General features: G+C 62.6%; 20 protein-coding genes. 11 read left to right on the forward strand and 9 right to left on the reverse strand.

The window, feature by feature from the left end; genetic code table 11:
• Nucleotide 1: 1 nt before the first annotated feature.
• The 4 genes from DNK10_RS20745 to mdcA are packed head-to-tail and all read right to left on the reverse strand — an operon-like array spanning nucleotide 2 to nucleotide 3,678.
• Nucleotides 2-844, reverse strand: coding sequence for a biotin-independent malonate decarboxylase subunit beta (locus tag DNK10_RS20745; protein ID WP_131192860.1), 843 nt, complete (start codon nucleotides 842-844; stop codon nucleotides 2-4).
• Nucleotides 837-1,136: a malonate decarboxylase subunit delta gene (locus DNK10_RS20750; protein WP_131182521.1), complete on the reverse strand. Its 300-nt coding sequence runs from the start codon at nucleotides 1,134-1,136 to the stop codon at nucleotides 837-839. The genes DNK10_RS20745 and DNK10_RS20750 overlap by 8 nt, the downstream gene beginning before the upstream one ends.
• A gap of 2 nt (nucleotides 1,137-1,138) precedes the next feature.
• Nucleotides 1,139-2,017 (reverse strand): triphosphoribosyl-dephospho-CoA synthase, encoded by an 879-nt coding sequence (locus DNK10_RS20755; protein WP_131182520.1) that lies wholly within the window; start codon nucleotides 2,015-2,017, stop codon nucleotides 1,139-1,141.
• A complete protein-coding gene (mdcA, locus tag DNK10_RS20760) occupies nucleotides 2,017-3,678 on the reverse strand; it encodes a malonate decarboxylase subunit alpha (protein ID WP_131182519.1) in 1,662 nt (553 codons plus the stop codon). Before mdcA ends, DNK10_RS20755 begins: the two co-directional genes overlap by 1 nt.
• A gap of 447 nt (nucleotides 3,679-4,125) precedes the next feature.
• Between mdcA and DNK10_RS20765 the strand changes: the two genes are divergently transcribed.
• Nucleotides 4,126-5,655: a sigma-54-dependent transcriptional regulator gene (locus DNK10_RS20765; RefSeq protein ID WP_131182518.1), complete on the forward strand. Its 1,530-nt coding sequence runs from the start codon at nucleotides 4,126-4,128 to the stop codon at nucleotides 5,653-5,655.
• Nucleotides 5,656-5,726: 71 nt separating this feature from the next.
• Here the strand turns inward: DNK10_RS20765 and DNK10_RS20770 are convergent, their stop codons facing one another.
• Nucleotides 5,727-6,089 (reverse strand): hypothetical protein, encoded by a 363-nt coding sequence (locus tag DNK10_RS20770; protein ID WP_207390044.1) that lies wholly within the window; start codon nucleotides 6,087-6,089, stop codon nucleotides 5,727-5,729.
• Between the two features lie 126 nt (nucleotides 6,090-6,215).
• Entirely contained in the window at nucleotides 6,216-6,668 is a 453-nt protein-coding gene (locus tag DNK10_RS20775; protein ID WP_131192861.1) for a flavodoxin, read from the reverse strand.
• A gap of 136 nt (nucleotides 6,669-6,804) precedes the next feature.
• On the opposite strand from DNK10_RS20775, the gene DNK10_RS20780 reads away from it, so the two are divergent.
• The gene (locus tag DNK10_RS20780) at nucleotides 6,805-7,257 is read left to right on the forward strand and encodes a PAS domain-containing protein (protein WP_131192862.1); all 453 of its coding nucleotides are present in this window, start codon (nucleotides 6,805-6,807) and stop codon (nucleotides 7,255-7,257) included.
• Nucleotides 7,258-7,318: 61 nt separating this feature from the next.
• Nucleotides 7,319-7,921 (forward strand): PilZ domain-containing protein, encoded by a 603-nt coding sequence (locus tag DNK10_RS20785; protein WP_131192863.1) that lies wholly within the window; start codon nucleotides 7,319-7,321, stop codon nucleotides 7,919-7,921.
• Between the two features lie 11 nt (nucleotides 7,922-7,932).
• Here DNK10_RS20785 and DNK10_RS20790 read toward each other — a convergent pair whose 3' ends face one another.
• A complete protein-coding gene (locus DNK10_RS20790; RefSeq protein ID WP_131182512.1) occupies nucleotides 7,933-8,886 on the reverse strand; it encodes a MerR family transcriptional regulator in 954 nt (317 codons plus the stop codon).
• Between the two features lie 381 nt (nucleotides 8,887-9,267).
• Here DNK10_RS20790 and DNK10_RS20795 point away from each other — a divergent pair, with 381 nt between their 5' ends.
• The 6 genes from DNK10_RS20795 (at nucleotide 9,268) to DNK10_RS20820 (ending at nucleotide 12,388) form a co-directional block, all read left to right on the forward strand.
• The gene (locus DNK10_RS20795; protein ID WP_131182511.1) at nucleotides 9,268-9,840 is read left to right on the forward strand and encodes an antibiotic biosynthesis monooxygenase; all 573 of its coding nucleotides are present in this window, start codon (nucleotides 9,268-9,270) and stop codon (nucleotides 9,838-9,840) included.
• A 156-nt stretch (nucleotides 9,841-9,996) separates the two neighbouring features.
• Nucleotides 9,997-10,707: a dihydromonapterin reductase gene (gene folM / locus DNK10_RS20800; RefSeq protein WP_131182510.1), complete on the forward strand. Its 711-nt coding sequence runs from the start codon at nucleotides 9,997-9,999 to the stop codon at nucleotides 10,705-10,707.
• A 21-nt stretch (nucleotides 10,708-10,728) separates the two neighbouring features.
• On the forward strand, nucleotides 10,729-11,289 hold the full coding sequence (folE, locus tag DNK10_RS20805) for a GTP cyclohydrolase I FolE (protein WP_131182509.1): 561 nt from the start codon (nucleotides 10,729-10,731) through the stop codon (nucleotides 11,287-11,289).
• Between the two features lie 2 nt (nucleotides 11,290-11,291).
• On the forward strand, nucleotides 11,292-11,663 hold the full coding sequence (folX, locus tag DNK10_RS20810; protein ID WP_131182508.1) for a dihydroneopterin triphosphate 2'-epimerase: 372 nt from the start codon (nucleotides 11,292-11,294) through the stop codon (nucleotides 11,661-11,663).
• Between the two features lie 84 nt (nucleotides 11,664-11,747).
• Nucleotides 11,748-12,050, forward strand: a complete 303-nt coding sequence (locus tag DNK10_RS20815) for a DUF1244 domain-containing protein (protein WP_131182507.1) — start codon at nucleotides 11,748-11,750, stop codon at nucleotides 12,048-12,050.
• Complete coding sequence (locus tag DNK10_RS20820; protein WP_131182506.1) at nucleotides 12,047-12,388, forward strand: HopJ type III effector protein; 342 nt, start codon at nucleotides 12,047-12,049, stop codon at nucleotides 12,386-12,388. Before DNK10_RS20815 ends, DNK10_RS20820 begins: the two co-directional genes overlap by 4 nt.
• Before the next feature lie 237 nt (nucleotides 12,389-12,625).
• On the opposite strand, the gene DNK10_RS20825 is transcribed toward DNK10_RS20820, so the two are convergent.
• Nucleotides 12,626-13,843 carry an argininosuccinate synthase gene (locus DNK10_RS20825; protein WP_131192864.1) on the reverse strand — a complete coding sequence of 406 codons (1,218 nt, stop codon included), beginning with the start codon at nucleotides 13,841-13,843 and terminating at the stop codon, nucleotides 12,626-12,628.
• Between the two features lie 98 nt (nucleotides 13,844-13,941).
• Nucleotides 13,942-14,874, reverse strand: coding sequence for a flagellar protein MotY (locus tag DNK10_RS20830; RefSeq protein ID WP_131182504.1), 933 nt, complete (start codon nucleotides 14,872-14,874; stop codon nucleotides 13,942-13,944).
• Between the two features lie 150 nt (nucleotides 14,875-15,024).
• Here DNK10_RS20830 and pyrC point away from each other — a divergent pair, with 150 nt between their 5' ends.
• Both pyrC and rnt read left to right on the forward strand, forming a co-directional pair.
• A complete protein-coding gene (pyrC, locus tag DNK10_RS20835; RefSeq protein ID WP_131192865.1) occupies nucleotides 15,025-16,071 on the forward strand; it encodes a dihydroorotase in 1,047 nt (348 codons plus the stop codon).
• On the forward strand, nucleotides 16,068-16,742 hold the full coding sequence (gene rnt, locus DNK10_RS20840) for a ribonuclease T (RefSeq protein ID WP_131192866.1): 675 nt from the start codon (nucleotides 16,068-16,070) through the stop codon (nucleotides 16,740-16,742). The genes pyrC and rnt overlap by 4 nt, the downstream gene beginning before the upstream one ends.
• Nucleotides 16,743-16,747: the final 5 nt, after the last annotated feature.

The following is a 16,747-nucleotide window of genomic DNA, read 5'->3' on the forward strand; positions in this document are numbered from 1 at the left end:
GTCACTCCCCCTTCAATACGCGGCAGGCGGTATGGGCATCGATCTGTGCTTCAGGTACCCGCTGCAAACGCGCCAGGTAATTCTCGTACTGGCGACTGCGTTGCGCAGTTGGATGCCCCTGTTCGAACAGTTCCAATACGGCGCTGCGCAAGGCCTCGACATCGTCCTCGACATAGCGATCGGCCAACCCGCTGAGCTGACGCTGCTGCCCACCGGACAGGCTCCAGATGAAGGGTCGATCTCGAGAGTCGTACTCCTCTACACCGGCTTCCTGTTCGATAACCTGCGGGCCATTGAGCCCCAGGCGCGCCTCACGCGTTACGACCAGGTAGCTACACAGCCCGGCGGCGATGCCCATGCCGCCGAAACAGCCCACGCTGCCGGCGATCAGACCGATAACCGGCTGGTATTGGCGCAACTCGACGATGGCCGAGTGAATCTCGGCGATGCCCGCCAGCCCCAGATTGGCCTCCTGCAGGCGCACCCCGCCGGTTTCCAGCAGCAACACGGCGCGGGTGGCAATACCCTGACGGTTGTCCTCTATCGCCAGCTCCAGCGCCCCGGCTATCTTCGCGGCCCCGACCTCGCCCATGCTGCCGCCCTGAAAATTGCCTTCTATAGCGGCAATGACGGCAGGTTGCTCCGCCAGCATGCCCTTGGCGATGACGACACCATCGTCAGCCTGCGGTACCACGCCCTGTTTCGGCAGCCACGGCGACATGATGCGCTGGAAGGGGTCGAGCAGTTCGCGGAAGGTGCCGGCATCCAGCAACAGACGGGCCCGCTGGCGGGCATCCAGTTCGACGAAACTGCGGTGTTTCAGCAAGCGAGCCGTATCAGTCATGGAACAGCTCCTCCAGCCCTTGCTCCAGGCGCAGGCGTACAACGCCGGGCGTGGCGCCGAAGTCGTGAATCGCGATGTTCAGGGCAGGCAGTTGCTGCTCGCGGAACATGCGTTCGAACAGTTGCTGCCAGCGTGGCGCGCTCCCGCTTACCGAGGTCAACACCTGAATAGCCAGGGTGCCGTCGGTACCGGGCTCCAGCAACACTTCCAGATCACCGGAACCGACGCAGCCGACCTGGACACGGTTACGGGCCGGTGGCCCGGCAGGAAATTCGAAGGACAGGGTTTCCATGTTCAGAGACTCCCAATCTGTGCCGGCAAGCCGTGCTGCAGGCGGTCGAGAAACAAGGAGGCAGCGAGCAGATCCGCCGCGCCGCCGGGCGAGGCGCGCAGCCTCAACATGTCGTGCTCCAACTCGCGCAGGCGCCGGCGCCCGGCCAGGCTGGCAACGCCGCCGGCATCGAGCACCGCGCGGGCGCCGCTCTGCATGCAGCGCAGCCCCTCCAGACCCGCGCGGTACAGCACGCAGGTATCGGTCAGTTGGCTCATGATTGCCAGCAAGGCATCCAGCCGGGCGTTCTGCTCCCCGGCACCGGCTGCACGGCTGCGGGCCAGCTGCGGCAGCGCATGGTGAATCACCGCCGGAAAGGCAAGTTGCGCTTCCTCGCGGGCACCATGAACGCCATAACGCCGGCAGACCTCGGCACCGTGGCTGTCACGGCTGGCTGGCAATGCACGATCTGTAAGCAGCGCAATTCTGGCGGCGCGAATCACCACAGGGCTGGCGGCAAGTTGCCGGCTATCCAGCGCTGCGGAGGCGCACAGCAATCCAAGCGCCCAGATAGCGCCGCGATGGGTGTTGACCCCGCCGGTGATGCGCAGCATCTCCTGCTCACCCTCCCGGCCTATCCGCCCGAGTGCCTCGCGCAAAACCTGGTTGACCTCGCCCTCGGCCAGCGCGACCTCCGCCATCGCCTTGAAGCAGGGCCACAGCGACAGCGCCGAGGCGTGCATCAGGCCCAGATGCAGATCGGAGTGGGCGCCACTGCCGCGTTTGTCGACCAGACCCGGCTTGGGTGACAGATCGGCTTCGTCGATCAGCGCGTCTACCGCCAGATCCGCCAGGTACTCGCTGAGCGACAGCTGCGCTTGCGTTGAATGGATTGCGCTCATCACCAGCTCCTGAACTTGGCAGGCGGGTTGTAGAGCCCGCCGGACCACTCGACCAGTTCGGCGATGCTCTTGGCCGCCAGCAGTTCGCGGCTGGCATCGGCGCGGCGGATGCCAAGGTCTTCCGGCAGTGCGACAAGCCCTTCGCGGCGCATGCGCTCGGTGTCTTTCGGGTCGTGACGCAAACCGATGGAAGTGATCCCGGCAACGGCAGCGATCATCGCCTGGCGCTCTTCCAGCGAGCGTGCCTTGTAGAGGTAGGCGATGCCTTCCTCGGTGAGCAGGTGAGTGACGTCGTCGCCGTAGATCATGATCGGCGCCAGCGGCATACCGGCCTTCTGCGCCACCCCGACGGCGTCGAGGGTTTCCACGAAGGTCGGTTTGCCGCCCTCCTGGAAGGTCTCGACCATCTGCACCACCAGCTTCTTGCCACGTTCCAGCAGCGGCGAGTCGCTCTGCGCCGGGCGCATATCCAGCCAGGCGGGCGTGCTGTGGCGACGCCCACGCGGGTCGTGCCCCATGTTCGGCGCACCGCCGAAACCGGCCAGACGACCACGGGTAACGGTAGAGGAATGGCCATCGCCATCCACCTGCAAGGTCGCGCCTATGAACAGGTCGACCGCGTACTGTCCGGCCAACTGGCACATCAGCCGGTTGGAACGCATCGAGCCGTCTCGGCCGGTGAAGAACACGTCCGGGCGCTGGGCGATGTAGCCTTCCATGCCCAGTTCGGTACCAAAGCAATGCACGCTCTCGACCCAACCGGTCTCGATGGCCGGGATCAGCGTCGGATGCGGGTTGAGCGTCCAGTTGCGGCAGATCTTGCCCTTCAGCCCGAGGGACTCGCCGTAGGTCGGCAGGATCAGCTCGATGGCGGCAGTGTTGAAACCGATGCCGTGGTTGAGCGACTGCACGTTGTGTTTCTCGTAGATGCCGCGGATCGCCATCATTGCCATCAGCACGTGCACCGGCTTGATATGGCGCGGGTCGCGGGTGAACAGCGGTTCGATGTAGAACGGCTTGTCCGCCACCACCACGAAATCGACCCAGGAGGCGGGAATGTCCACCCGCGGCAGCTCGTCGACGATCTCGTTGACCTGGAAGATGACGATGCCATCGCTGAACGCGGTGGGCTCGACCAGCGCCGGCGTATCTTCGGTGCTCGGCCCGGTGTAGATGTTGCCGTGGCGATCGGCCTGGAAGCCGGCAACCAGGGCGACATTGGGAATCAGGTCGACCAGCAGGCGCGAGTAAAGCTCGATGTAAGTATGAATGGCGCCCACTTCGAGCAGGCCATCTTCGAGCAACTGGCTGATACGCAGGCTTTGCGGGCCAGCGAAGGAGAAGTCGAGTTTGCGGGCGATGCCACGCTCGAACAGGTCGAGGTGCTCCGCGCGGCTGACGCTCGGCATGATCATGTGCAGGTCATGCAAGCGGCCGGGGTCGACGCTGGCCAGCGAGCGAGAGAGGAAGTCCGCCTGTTTCTGGTTGTTGCCCTCGAGCACCACACGATCACCGGGGGCGATCAGGGCTTCGAGCGCGGCGACGATCTTGTCGCTGGGCAGGATCACGCCATCGGCGAAGGCGCGCACCTGGTCGAGACGTCGTGCCTTCTCGGCACGACGTCTCGACCACTGCGGCGGTGGGGCGATTGTAGTTGTCATTGATGACTCCACGAGTTCCGCTGTCGTGGCACAACAGTAGGAGCGCGGGCTAACCCCATCAATCAAGCGCAGCGTCGTATCGTTACGATCAGGTTAACGATGCGCATCAGCTAGCGGGCCATTGAAAAAACGTTGACGAGGTAGCCAGCGCAATACCGATGGCGGCCCCGCAAAAACAGGCTGGGCGCCCCCGGCGAAACGTAGCGCAGCGGAGTAACAGCCGAAGGCTGGCCCGCAGGGCTAGCGTAGTGAGTCAAAAGCGACCGGGGTCGCGCTCGACTTTACGTGTTGTAAATGAGCATTTTGATGGGGGCGCCTAGCCTGGGCTGGCAATCCAGCCTGTTTTTAACGCCGCGATGGCAACGCAGGTAGTTTTTCAATGGTCTGTTAACGCCGGGAGGCAGACCGGGCATACTGCGCCACCGTTCTCCCGTTGCCCGGCTCACCATGCGCATTCATGTCACCTTCATCGACCGCGTCGGTATCACTCAGGAAGTGCTCGCCCTGCTGGGCGGGCGCAATCTCAACCTGGATGCCGTGGAAATGGTGCCACCCAATGTCTACATCGACGCACCGACCCTTAGCGCGGCGGTGCTCGACGAGTTGCGCGAAGCCCTGTTCAAGGTGCGTGGCGTGCAGGCGGTGACGGTGGTGGACATCCTGCCCGGACAGCGTCGCCGCTTGCAGCTCGATGCGCTGTTGGCGGCAATGAGCGATCCGGTACTGGCGGTCGATGGTCACGGCCGGGTGTTGCTGGCCAACCCGGCGCTGATCGCCCTGTGCGGCCGAGAACCCGAAGGGGCGGCGCTTGGCGAGCTGTTCGCCGAGGCGGATCTGCAGCAGGCACTGCTCGATCAACATTTCCGCCTACCGTTACGTGAGGTGACGCTGAACGGTCAGGCGCTGTTGCTGGACGCCACGCCCATCAGCGAAACCGCCGAAACGGATCAACTGGCCGGTGCTCTACTGACGCTTTACGAACCCAGCCGGATCGGCGCGCGTCTGGCGGCGCTGCATCATGACTACGCCGAGGGCTTCGATTCGTTACTTGGCGACTCGGTGCCGATCCGCACCCTCAAGGCCCGTGCCCAACGTGTGGCGACGCTGGATGCGCCGTTGCTGATCCACGGTGAAACCGGCACAGGCAAAGAGCTGGTAGCACGCGCCTGCCACGCGCTCAGCACGCGTAACAGTGCGCCCTTTCTCGCCCTGAACTGCGCAGCCCTGCCGGAGAGCCTCGCCGAGAGCGAGCTCTTCGGCTATGCGCCCGGCGCTTTCACCGGCGCGCAACGCGGCGGTAAACCGGGCTTGCTGGAGTTGGCCAACCACGGCACGGTGTTTCTCGATGAGATCGGCGAAATGTCGCCTTACCTGCAGGCCAAACTGCTGCGCTTTCTCAGCGACGGCACCTTCCGCCGCGTGGGCGGTGATCGTGAAGAACGGGTCGATGTGCGCATCATCAGCGCCACGCACCGCAACCTGGAGCGGATGGTCAGCGAAGGGGAATTTCGCGAGGATCTGTTCTACCGCCTGAACGTGCTCAACCTGCAGGTGCCACCGTTACGTGAACGCGGCCAGGATATCCTGCTGCTGGCACGACACTTCATGCAACACGCCTGTGCGCAGATTCAGCGCACCCAGTGCCGGCTGACGCCCGACACCTACCCGGCCCTGCTCGGCAATCGCTGGCCGGGCAATGTGCGGCAGTTGCAGAACGTGATCTTTCGTGCGGCGGCGATCTGTGACAGCAATCTGGTGCAGATCGGCGATCTGGATATCGCCGGCACCGCCGTCGCTCAGCATACGGCGGGAGAAGTCAGCAGCCTGGAGGCCGCTGTTTCAGCATTCGAAAAGGAGTTGCTGGAGAAACTCTACGCCAGCCATCCGTCGACCCGGCAACTGGCAGCGCGGCTGCATACCTCGCATAGCGCCATCGCCACGCGGCTGCGCAAATACGGCATCAAGGGCAATCGATAACCCGCCCTTGTCGTGAACCTGCGCAGGGCTCCCGAGCAGTGCGCCGGGAACACCTGCGCTACGGCCATGACTTACTGGCTGCCGCTGCCGGCACCGCCGCCGGTACCATCCCCGGTGCCAGAACCTGCGCCGCCAGTGCCACCGCTATTGTCGGTGCCGCCAGGCATGGTGTCGGTGCCGGTGCCTGTACCGGTTCCAGTCCCGGTGCCAGGGCCAGTGCTGCTGCCATCGGTGCCTGGAGTGGTAGCACCGGGGGTCATCGCACCGTTGTCATTGCCCAGACCATTGTCCGTAGGCGGCACATTAGGTGGCGGAGGAGATATCGGATCGGTCGGCCCGGTTGGCGCCGGGGCGGTCGAATCCGCCATGGCAGGCAGCATGGCACTGGCCAGCAGGCCACTGAATACGAGAGCGGAAATTTTCATCTTGTTCATTGTCGTCACCTTTCATCCAGGTTGATGGGAGAAGCTCGCCCGCTTTCATCAATGAAAGAAAGCGAACGCTCCTTACACCCGACCGGCAGTGGTTCAACAATGTTCGTCCAGCAGGATGGGCGGTCACTAGCCACTCAGTGCGTCGGCAAGTTCGGCTAACCAGGGCTCGGCGTCCTGTGCCGGGGTGACGCTTTCGCTGGCATCTATGCGCAGCATGGGCAGCACTTCGCGGATACCCAGCTCGCCGTACAGCTCGCGCACCTGCTCGCCGCCGCCGCAGTAGGTGTCGCCGTAGCTCGAATCGCCCAGTGCGATCACGCCGCCGGGTAGACCACTCCACGCGGGAAGCCTGTCGCGGATGGCGTAGTACAGCGGCTGCAGGTTGTCCGGCAATTCACCCATGCCCGTAGTCGAGGTCACCACCAGAAAGCCCTCGGGGCCGAACGCCAGGACATCCTCCAGGCTCGCCCGCGGGTTGTGCCAGACGTCGAAACCAGCCTGCTTCAACAGACCCTCGGCGTGCCGGGCCACCTCTTCGGCGGTGCCGTAAACCGAACCGGACAGAATCGCGACTTTCATGAAAACTCCGTATGTTGAGGGCTGCGCCCGGTATTATGCCGCATTGCGCAACCCGACGTTTTCAGCCCCACGAGCAGAAAGCAGCAGCCGAACGGGCCTCTGATAGACTGGCGAAAATAGTTAGGGTCTGTATCAGATGATCAACGCCAAACTGCTGCAATTGGTGGTCGAGGCCTCGAACGACGGCATCGTGGTCGCCGAACAGGAAGGAGAGGACAACATCCTCATTTACGCCAACCCGGCATTCGAAGCCCTCACTGGCTACAGCAACGAGGAAATCCTCTATCAGGATTGCCGCTTTCTCCAGGCCGATGATCGCGATCAGCCAACCCTGACGCTCATTCGTGAAGCCGTGCGTACTCAGCAATCCTGCCGCCAGGTGATTCGCAATTACCGCAAGGACGGCAGCGTCTTCTGGAACGAATTGTCGATCACCCCCGTATTCAACGAGGTCGACCAACTGACCTACTTCATCGGCATCCAGAAGGACGTCAGCGAGCACGTGCACAATCAGGAACGGGTGAAGAAGCTGGAAGCCGAGGTGGAAGCCTTGCAAACCGAACTGGCCGAATTGAAGCGACGAACGTAACGGTAACGAAACGGTCGATCCGTTGTCATAAGTGCGTCCCTAGCTCGCGCAGAAAGCCGCCATGCAAGAGTCGTCGCTCTTAACCGCCCTGGAACTGGAATTCATACAACAGCTTACTGAAAACAGTCCTGCCCTGGTCGAGGCCGATCCGGGCCTGCAGGTCGATGCCGGGCGGCAAACCGCCGAGCTTCTCGCCAGCTGTGCCGCCCAGGAGCAACTGACCATCGAGGCGCACATCGCCAATCAGCGCCTGTCGTTCACGCCTCATCTGGTTACCGACGATCAGAACACCCCGCATCTGGAACTGGGGGTGCCGCAGATTTTCGAAGAGGGCGCCTTCGACCGCGCATGGCGTCTGCCGCTCGACCCGCCGCGCCCCTTGCTGGCGCGCAATGGCCAGCCGGGCAGCCTGTGGGTTCATGAGCTATCGCTGAGCGGCCTGCTGGTGGCGCAAACGGCAGGAGCCACGCCGCCTGACCGTTTCAGCCTGGATCTGGACGTCGATGAGCAAGCACCCATTACCCTGCAAGGTAGCCTGGTGCGCATGACCGACGATGGCCTGCTGGCGTATGAACTGGCGCTGGACGAAGACAACGGCGAACGCCTGCAGCGCTACCTGTATCAGCAGCATCGCAGCCTGTATCCCCAGTTTCACCGTTTCTGAGGTACCCCGCCTCAGGTATCGAGGCGGCCAGCCAGAAATTGCCGTAATCGCCGCCGTATCATGCGGCCCTCACTGCCCAGGCAAGCGACAGGCGAGCCACGGAAACTTTCCTCGAGCAGATCAGCGCCCTCGCCCACGAGTGCCAACGGGCACTCGAGCGTCAGCGCCAGGCGCTCCAGAGCTTGCGGTGTATCCGTCAGCGGCGCCTGGTTGGAAAACACCACCACCGCCAGAGGCCGCATCTTGCTGCACACCTGGGGCAACTCCTCCAGTGCCTGACCGATGCCGAGCACGTGAACCGCAGCATCGATCGGATTCAACAGCAGGCCGGTCACCAGCAATTCCAGCTCCCGACAACGGCCAGGCAGCGCAACCAGCAAAAGACGCCCGCCGGGTTGATCCCGCAGGTTATGCAGCCGCTGCAATACGCGACCACGCAGAAAGGTGTCGAAGAACAACCACTCGCTGCCGTATCCGGGCCGGCCATAGCGCAGCAACAGCCGCTGCCAGAGCGGCATGATGATGTCCTGGAAGATCACCGAAAGCGGGTAGCTGGAAAACACCTGGCCGTAGACCCGATCCAGTTCGGCTTCATCGTAAGCCTGCACGGCTTCCAGCAAGCGGCTCTGCCACTGCGCCCACTCACCCGAAGTGGCCGACTCGTAGATGGGTGCACTACTGGTTTCGCTCGCACCATGCCGGGCAAGAATTCGGCCGACCTTGCTGACCGGAACACCACGCTCGATCCAGGCCAGAATGCTACGTACCGTTTCGACGTCCACGGAGGAGTACAAACGATGACCGCTATCGGTACGTACCGGCTGGATCAGCCCATAGCGCCGCTCCCAGGCACGTAGCGTCACAGGGTTCACACCAGTCAACCGCGCCACCTCACGGATCGGGAACAGCTCTTCTTCCTTGAAAGCGTTGGAATTGAATGGTGCGCGACCAACCAGATCGGACATAGAAAAAACCGCTGCAGGGTCAGAATTTCATAAGTCTACTCCAGCTAGGGGTGCCTTTCATTTTAGTTGTACAAATCCTATACAAAGAACAGGAAGCATCATGCTGGCGTCTCACAGTGCACCGACTCCCCGAAACGGGGCACGCCTGGATCGAAGCCGCTTGCTCCAGGAACCTGAACGGCGGTTATCGACAAACGGTAAAGCCTCGAAGCCCTTGTAAATGGCGGTACCGAGCCACCTTTCGGCAGGTGTGCACAACATCGCTGGATAATTTGCACAAAACAGGAATAATCCTTGCTGCGTTCAAGACGCGGTTCACCACCCCGAGCCGCGCTATCCACCTGGCCCTACCCTGGCCAAGTGCTCAGCAGGAGATACACGATGTCTACCGAACCGGTCACCCTCATGGTGGCGCGCCGCGTTGCCAACGAGTGCTATCACGATTTCATCGCCTGGCTGCGTGAAGGCGAGCAACTGGCTACCGATTTCCCCGGCTATCTCGGCTCCGGCGTTCTGGCCCCGCCACCGGGCGACGACGAATTCCAGATGGTTTTTCGCTTCACCGACGAGCACACCATGGCCGCCTGGGAGCATTCCGCCTCGCGCCGCGCCTGGCTAAGCCGCGGTAAAGGTCTATTCGCCCAGCCCCATGAACAACGCGCTCTGGGTATCGATGCCTGGTTCGGCAGCGGCCACCGACAGCCACCGCGCTGGAAGCAGACCATCGCCATCTGGCTGGCCTTCTTCCCGGTGTCGCTGGGCTTCAATCTGCTGTTCGGCAACCTGCTGGCGGACGTTCCGCTGATAACCCGCGTGCTGCTCAGCACCCTGGCCCTGACGCCGCTGATGACCTACCTGTTCATTCCCCTGGTCACCCGCTTGCTCGCGCCTTGGCTACAAGGCAGCCGCCCCGTCGGCCTGCTGCGCCGCATAAGCCCCTCCACCAGCCGCTGAGCTGGCACCGCCATGGCCCGCCGGGGGCCGTGGCGTCTCGCTTTCCCACACTGTACGAAGGGTTGTACAGCTTCCGTGGCTGCTATAACTTTGCACAGCCAGGGCCACCGACCTCCATAGCGGCGCCTTCCCGTCCACTCTCGGCCAATTTTGCCCATGAGCGTCAGCAACGCCCCGATCCTGATCACCGGCGCCAGCCAGCGTGTCGGCCTGTATTGCGCCGAACGGCTACTCGATGACGGCCATCCGCTGATCGTCACCTACCGCAGCGAAAAGCCTGAGCTGGAGAAATTGCGTGAGCGCGGCGTGCTGACCTTGCACGCCGATTTCACCAGCGAAGCCAGTATTCTTGCCTTTATAGAACAGCTACAGAGCCATACCGATGCTCTACGCGCTATCGTGCACAACGCCTCGGCCTGGTTCGCCGAAACGCCGGGCGAAGAAGCCGCGGCCTTTCAGCGGCTGTTCACCGTGCACATGCTCGCGCCCTACCTGATCAACCTGCACTGCGCAGCGCTGCTACAGCGTAGCGAACAGGCGGACATCATCCACATCAGCGATGACGTGGTGCGCAAGGGCAGCGGCAATCGACCGGCCTATTGTGCCAGCAAGGCCGGGCTGGACAGCCTCACCCTGTCCTTTGCCGCACGCTTTGCACCTGCTATCAAGGTCAACGGCATCGCTCCGGCCCTGCTGATGTTCAATCCGGACGACGACGCCGAATACCGAACCAGGGCCCTGAACAAATCAGCACTGGGCTTCGAGCCCGGCCCCCATGTGATCTATCAGAGCCTGCGCTACCTGCTGGACACCCCATACATCACCGGCACCACCCTGACCGTGAACGGCGGCCGCCATCTCAAGTGAGGCGCCGCGAGGACAATGAAGATGAACCCATTACTGCCCAATCATTACCGCGAAATCCTCCTCGGTATCGGTGAGAACCCCGAACGCGAAGGCTTGCTGGATACCCCCAAGCGTGCAGCCAAGGCCATGCAGTACCTGTGCAACGGCTACGACAAGACCCTTGAAGAAGTGGTCAACGGCGCGCTGTTCAGCTCCGACAGCGACGAGATGGTGATCGTCAAGGACGTCGAGCTCTACTCGTTGTGCGAACACCACCTGCTGCCCTTCATTGGCAAGGCACATGTGGCGTACATTCCCACCGGCAAGGTGCTGGGCCTGTCGAAGATCGCTCGCATCGTCGACATGTACGCCCGCCGCCTGCAGATTCAGGAAAACCTCACCCGGCAGATCGCCAGCGCCATCGAGGAAGTCACCCAGGCCGCTGGCGTGGCCGTGGTGATCGAGGCCCAGCACATGTGCATGATGATGCGCGGCGTGGAGAAACAGAACTCGGTGATGAGCACCTCGGTAATGCTCGGCGCCTTCCGTGAGTCCTACAATACCCGCCACGAATTCCTGCAACTGATCGGACGGAGCAAGTAACGATGCCCAGACTGGAACCCGGCATGGCGCGCATCCGCGTCAAGGATCTGCGCCTGCGCACTTTCATCGGTATCAAGGAAGAAGAGATCAACAACAAGCAGGACGTGCTGATCAACCTGACCATCCTTTATCCGGCCGTCGATGCGGTGCGTGACAACGACATCGATCACGCCCTCAACTACCGCACCATCACCAAGGCCATCATCGGCCATGTCGAAGGCAATCGCTTCGCCCTGCTGGAGCGTCTGACCCAGGAAATTCTCGACCTGGTCATGGCTCACGAAGCGGTGCGCTACGCTGAAGTGGAGGTCGACAAACCCCATGCCCTGCGTTTTGCCGAGTCGGTATCCATTACCCTCGCCGGCCACCGCTGATCTACTGGAACCGCAAGGCGGCCCGGTTGCCGACCCGCCCGCCGGCTTTTATCATCGCCGCCATTCCCTCCAGAGAGAATCGCCATGACCGATCAAGAACGCCTCGAACTGGAAGCCGCCGCCTATCGCCGCCTGGTTCAGCACCTGCGCGAACGACCGGACGTACAGAACATCGACCTGATGAACCTTGCCGGCTTCTGCCGTAACTGTCTGTCCAAGTGGTACAAGGCCGCCGCCGACGACCTCAACATCGCCGTCACACCGGATCAGGCCCGCGAAGAGGTGTATGGCATGCCTTACGCCGAGTGGAAGGCCAAGTACCAGACCGAGGCCAGCGCTGAACAGCAGGCTGCCTTCAACACCAAGAACCCCAAAGGAACAGCATGAGCCACCTGAACGACTTCCGCGCCCGCCTCAGCGGCGAGCACTTCGCCTTTGCCGAGACACTGGCCTTTATCGCCGAACATTACGGCTATCAGCCCAGCGCCTTCCGCAACGGCGAAGTCAGCAACGCCGCCGGGCAGAACGAAGGTTCGTGCAAAACCCTGGGCCTGGCCTTGCTCGAAGGCCTGAGCGATCAGGAGGCCTTGCAGTGCTTTGGCGAACATTACCGCAGCGTGCTGGCCACCCCCGAGGGCAGCGACCACGCCAATATCCGCGCCCTGATAAGCACCGGCCTGGCAGGCGTCAATTTCGAACAGCAACCACTGTCCCGCAAGGCCTGAGCCTCCCCGCACCGAAGGCTGGGTGAGAGCCTGGCTCGGTGCGAACTCCAGCTTACCCACCCTCCCTCGCCTCCCCTGCATCCCTCCGCCCAACGATTATCACGCCCGCGCATCGACCGCCCTGGAGCAGGATCGCTATGGGGATAAAGGTGGCGAGTCGTGTGGATGTTGCTGGAGAAATCGCACACCGGAGCACTTGCGAGTGCAGGACTCCGGCGCGGATTGGGATGCTTGCCGTTACAGCAGCTGACGGCCTTTGTTGGCCGCGATGCGCATGCGCAGGGCGTTGAGCTTGATGAAGCCCGCTGCGTCCTGCTGGTTGTAGGCACCGCCGTCCTCTTCGAAGGTGGCGATGTTGGCATCGAACAGCGAGTCATCCGACTTGCGGCCAACGACGATGACGTTGCCTTTATACAGTTTCAGACGTACCACACCGTTCACGTTGGCCTGGGATGCGTCGATCATCTGTTGCAGCATCAGACGCTCCGGGCTCCACCAGAAACCGTTGTAGATCAGGCTGGCGTACTTCGGCATCAGCTCGTCTTTCAGGTGCGCGACTTCACGGTCGAGGGTGATCGACTCGATGGCGCGGTGGCCCTTGAGCATGATGGTGCCGCCGGGGGTTTCGTAGCAGCCACGGGACTTCATGCCGACGAAACGGTTCTCGACGATGTCCAGACGACCGATGCCGTTCTCGCCACCGATACGGTTCAGTTCAGCCAGTACGCTAGCCGGGCTCAGCGCCTTGCCATCGATGGCGACGATGTCACCGGCCTGGTAGGTCAGCTCGATGTAGGTCGGAGTATCCGGAGCCGCTTCAGGCGACTTGGTCCAACGCCACATGTCTTCTTCATGCTCGGTCCAGGTGTCTTCCAGCACGCCGCCTTCGTAGGAGATGTGCAGCAGGTTGGCATCCATGGAGTACGGCGACTTCTTCTTGCCGTGACGCTCGATCGGGATCGCATGCTTCTCGGCGTAATCCATCAGCTTCTCGCGGGACAGCAGATCCCACTCGCGCCACGGCGCGATCACTTTCACACCGGGCTTGAGCGCATAGGCGCCGAGTTCGAAGCGAACCTGGTCGTTGCCCTTGCCGGTAGCGCCGTGGGAGATGGCGTCGGCGCCAGTCTCGTTGGCGATCTCGATCAGGCGCTTGGCGATCAGCGGACGGGCGATGGAAGTACCCAGCAGGTACTCACCTTCGTAAACGGTGTTGGCGCGGAACATCGGGTAGACGAAATCGCGGACGAACTCTTCGCGCAGGTCATCGATGTAGATTTCCTTGACGCCCATGGCCTGGGCCTTGGCGCGGGCCGGCTCGACCTCTTCGCCCTGACCGAGATCGGCGGTGAAGGTCACCACTTCACAGTTATAGGTATCTTGCAGCCACTTGAGGATCACCGAGGTGTCCAGGCCACCGGAATAGGCCAGAACTACCTTTTTGACGTCCGCCATGCCATCCACTCCACGGGTTGTTCGAAAACCCGTGATTCTACTGCCCATGGGCCGCGATTTACAGGGGTGCGACAGGCGATGGCGTCAAGGCGACAGGATCAGGAGGTGGCCGCCGGCTCCGCAGTTACTGCAGGTGTCGCCTGCTCGGTGGGCTGCACGGGCGTTTCGGGCACTTTCTCCAGGCGTACCGAGACCCGTCGATTCTTGTTGCGATTGGCAGCCGTAGTGTTTGGCACCAGGGGATAACGCTCACCATGGAAGCGCATGACGATGCGTTCTTCCGGCACGCCCTGGGCCTTGAGGTACTCCATCACCGCCACAGCACGGCGGCGGGACAGGTCACGGTTGGTCAGACGGTTGCCGCTGCTGTCGGAGTGACCATCCAGCTCGATACGGTTGACTTCGGGGTCGGCCTTCATGAAATCGAGGATGATTTCCAGCTTGGCCTTGGCCATGGGGTCGAGCTCTACACCACCGCCCGGAAAGCCGATGTTGGACTGGCGCACCTGATCGAAGTTGACCGGCAGCAGCTTGGCCGTACAGTTCAGGTAATCGTCATAGGCCTTGCGGAAGCGCACCGGTAACAGCCGCACTTCGAGACTCTCACTGCCCATCGAGGTACGGTGGCGAACCAGCGGGCTACGCCCTTCCAGCAACCCGGCAAGCAGGCGCCCGGCCTGTTCCTGGCTGCTGTTGAACGGCATTTCGCCGTTACCGACACTGACCACACCGAGGTTGATATCACCGCGCCCCGGCTGCCACGGCGCGGCTGCTGCCAGCAGGGTCGCCGAGCCGCTGCCTAGCCAGCGCTCCCTCGCCTGCAAGCGGAATGTCGCCTGTTCGCCAGCGCGGCGCACGAACTCGCCCGAGCCGAAATCGGTGATCGGCTGCGTCAGGCGGCACTCGAACTGGTCGCCGGCTACCTGCCATTCGACCTTTTCCAGGCGAGTCTGGAAACTGATCGCGGCCGCAGGCAGACTCAAGCCTGCGCCGGCGAGCAATCCGACGATGAGGAAAAGAGGCTGACGCACAGCGAGCTCCACAAGAAAACACAACGTTCCCTGTGGGTATCGGTGACCACGGGAAAAACTTGAGCTACGCGATAGCCTATCTGCGGCGTGCCCCCGCCAACCTTTTCCGGTAGCATTCCGAGCATGTTTCGCCCCCGCCTGGAAGCCTCAATGACCGACCGCATCACCCTGCTGCGTCCTGACGACTGGCACATTCATCTGCGCGACGGCGCGGTACTGCCGCACACCGTCGCCGATGTCGCCCGTACCTTCGCCCGCGCGATCATCATGCCCAACCTGGTGCCGCCGGTGCGCAACGCCACCGAGGCTGATGGCTATCGCCAGCGCATCCTCGCCGCGCGGCCGGCCGACAGCCAGTTCGAGCCGTTGATGGTGCTGTACCTCACCGACCGTACCACGGGTGAAGATATCCGCGCTGCCAAGGCCAGTGGCTTCGTCCACGCGGCCAAGATGTACCCGGCGGGCGCGACCACCAACTCCGATTCCGGCGTAACCAGCCTGGACAACATCACCGGCGCCCTGGAAGCACTGGCGGAAACCGGCATGCCGCTGCTGGTACATGGTGAGGTCACTCGCGCCGATGTCGACGTTTTCGATCGCGAGAAGGCGTTCATCGACGAACATATGCGCCGCCTGGTCGAGCGTTTCCCGACCCTGAAAGTGGTGTTCGAACATATCACCACCGGCGACGCTGTCCAGTTCGTCAGGGAGGCGCCCGCCAACGTCGGTGCCACCATCACCGTCCAGCACCTCTTGTACAACCGCAACCACATGCTGGTCGGCGGCATTCGTCCGCATTTCTATTGCCTGCCGATCCTCAAGCGCAACACGCACCAGGAAGCGCTGCTCGACGCGGCCACCAGCGGCAATCCGAAGTTCTTCCTGGGCACCGATTCCGCTCCCCATGCCCGCCATGCCAAGGAAAACGCCTGCGGCTGCGCCGGTTGCTACACCGCTTATGCGGCCATCGAGCTGTATGCCGAGGCCTTCGAACAGCGCGGCGCGCTGGACAAGCTGGAAGCCTTCGCCAGCCACTTCGGCCCGGATTTCTACGGTTTACCACGCAACACCGACACCATCACTCTGGTGCGTGAATCGTGGAACGCACCGGCCAGCCTGCCTTTCGGCGAGCAGACGGTAATCCCCTTGCGCGCCGGCGAATCGCTGCGCTGGCGCCTGCTGGAGGCTGGTCAATGAGCGAAGAACAGTACGAAGACGAACAGGAACAGCCGAGCAGCAGCGGCCCGCGCCATCCCATGGCAGCGCGCTTTCGTGGCTACCTGCCCGTGGTAGTGGATGTCGAGACCGGCGGTTTCAACAGCGCCACCGATGCCCTGCTGGAAATCGCAGCCACCACCATCGGCATGGACGAGAGCGGCTACCTGTACCCGGATCACACGCATTTCTTCCGTGTCGAGCCGTTCGAAGGCGCCAATATCGAACAGGCGGCACTGGAGTTCACCGGCATCAAGCTCGATCACCCGCTGCGCATGGCGGTGAGCGAAGAGCATGCGCTGAACGAGATTTTCCGCGGCCTGCGCAAATCCCTGAAGGCCAATGGCTGCAAGCGCGCCATTCTGGTCGGCCACAACAGCAGCTTCGACCTGGGCTTTCTCAACGCCGCGGTCGCTCGCTGTGACCTCAAGCGCAATCCCTTTCACCCCTTCTCCAGCTTCGACACTGCCAGCCTCGCCGGCCTCGCCTATGGCCAGACCGTACTGGCCAAGGCGTGCCAGGCCGCCGGCATCGAGTTCGACGGCCGTGAAGCCCACTCCGCCCGCTACGACACCGAGAAGACCGCGGAGCTGTTCTGCGGCATCGTCAATCGCTGGAAGGAAATGGGCGGCTGGGAAGATTTCGACGAGTGAATGCC

It is taken from the genome of Phytopseudomonas daroniae, from assembly GCF_004327275.1.
GTDB lineage: Bacteria > Pseudomonadota > Gammaproteobacteria > Pseudomonadales > Pseudomonadaceae > Aquipseudomonas > Aquipseudomonas daroniae.

Excerpts from the sequence above, each read along its gene's own strand:
- DNK10_RS20745 (WP_131192860.1), bottom strand. The coding sequence starts at position 844 with ATGACTGATACGGCTCGCTTGCTGAAACACCGCAGTTTCGTCGAACTG.
- DNK10_RS20750 (WP_131182521.1), bottom strand. The coding sequence starts at position 1,136 with ATGGAAACCCTGTCCTTCGAATTTCCTGCCGGGCCACCGGCCCGTAAC.
- DNK10_RS20755 (WP_131182520.1), bottom strand. The coding sequence starts at position 2,017 with ATGAGCGCAATCCATTCAACGCAAGCGCAGCTGTCGCTCAGCGAGTAC.
- mdcA (WP_131182519.1), bottom strand. The coding sequence starts at position 3,678 with ATGACAACTACAATCGCCCCACCGCCGCAGTGGTCGAGACGTCGTGCC.
- DNK10_RS20765 (WP_131182518.1), top strand. The coding sequence starts at position 4,126 with ATGCGCATTCATGTCACCTTCATCGACCGCGTCGGTATCACTCAGGAA.
- DNK10_RS20770 (WP_207390044.1), bottom strand. The coding sequence starts at position 6,089 with ATGAACAAGATGAAAATTTCCGCTCTCGTATTCAGTGGCCTGCTGGCC.
- DNK10_RS20775 (WP_131192861.1), bottom strand. The coding sequence starts at position 6,668 with ATGAAAGTCGCGATTCTGTCCGGTTCGGTTTACGGCACCGCCGAAGAG.
- DNK10_RS20780 (WP_131192862.1), top strand. The coding sequence starts at position 6,805 with ATGATCAACGCCAAACTGCTGCAATTGGTGGTCGAGGCCTCGAACGAC.
- DNK10_RS20785 (WP_131192863.1), top strand. The coding sequence starts at position 7,319 with ATGCAAGAGTCGTCGCTCTTAACCGCCCTGGAACTGGAATTCATACAA.
- DNK10_RS20790 (WP_131182512.1), bottom strand. The coding sequence starts at position 8,886 with ATGTCCGATCTGGTTGGTCGCGCACCATTCAATTCCAACGCTTTCAAG.
- DNK10_RS20795 (WP_131182511.1), top strand. The coding sequence starts at position 9,268 with ATGTCTACCGAACCGGTCACCCTCATGGTGGCGCGCCGCGTTGCCAAC.
- folM (WP_131182510.1), top strand. The coding sequence starts at position 9,997 with ATGAGCGTCAGCAACGCCCCGATCCTGATCACCGGCGCCAGCCAGCGT.
- folE (WP_131182509.1), top strand. The coding sequence starts at position 10,729 with ATGAACCCATTACTGCCCAATCATTACCGCGAAATCCTCCTCGGTATC.
- folX (WP_131182508.1), top strand. The coding sequence starts at position 11,292 with ATGCCCAGACTGGAACCCGGCATGGCGCGCATCCGCGTCAAGGATCTG.
- DNK10_RS20815 (WP_131182507.1), top strand. The coding sequence starts at position 11,748 with ATGACCGATCAAGAACGCCTCGAACTGGAAGCCGCCGCCTATCGCCGC.
- DNK10_RS20820 (WP_131182506.1), top strand. The coding sequence starts at position 12,047 with ATGAGCCACCTGAACGACTTCCGCGCCCGCCTCAGCGGCGAGCACTTC.
- DNK10_RS20825 (WP_131192864.1), bottom strand. The coding sequence starts at position 13,843 with ATGGCGGACGTCAAAAAGGTAGTTCTGGCCTATTCCGGTGGCCTGGAC.
- pyrC (WP_131192865.1), top strand. The coding sequence starts at position 15,025 with ATGACCGACCGCATCACCCTGCTGCGTCCTGACGACTGGCACATTCAT.
- rnt (WP_131192866.1), top strand. The coding sequence starts at position 16,068 with ATGAGCGAAGAACAGTACGAAGACGAACAGGAACAGCCGAGCAGCAGC.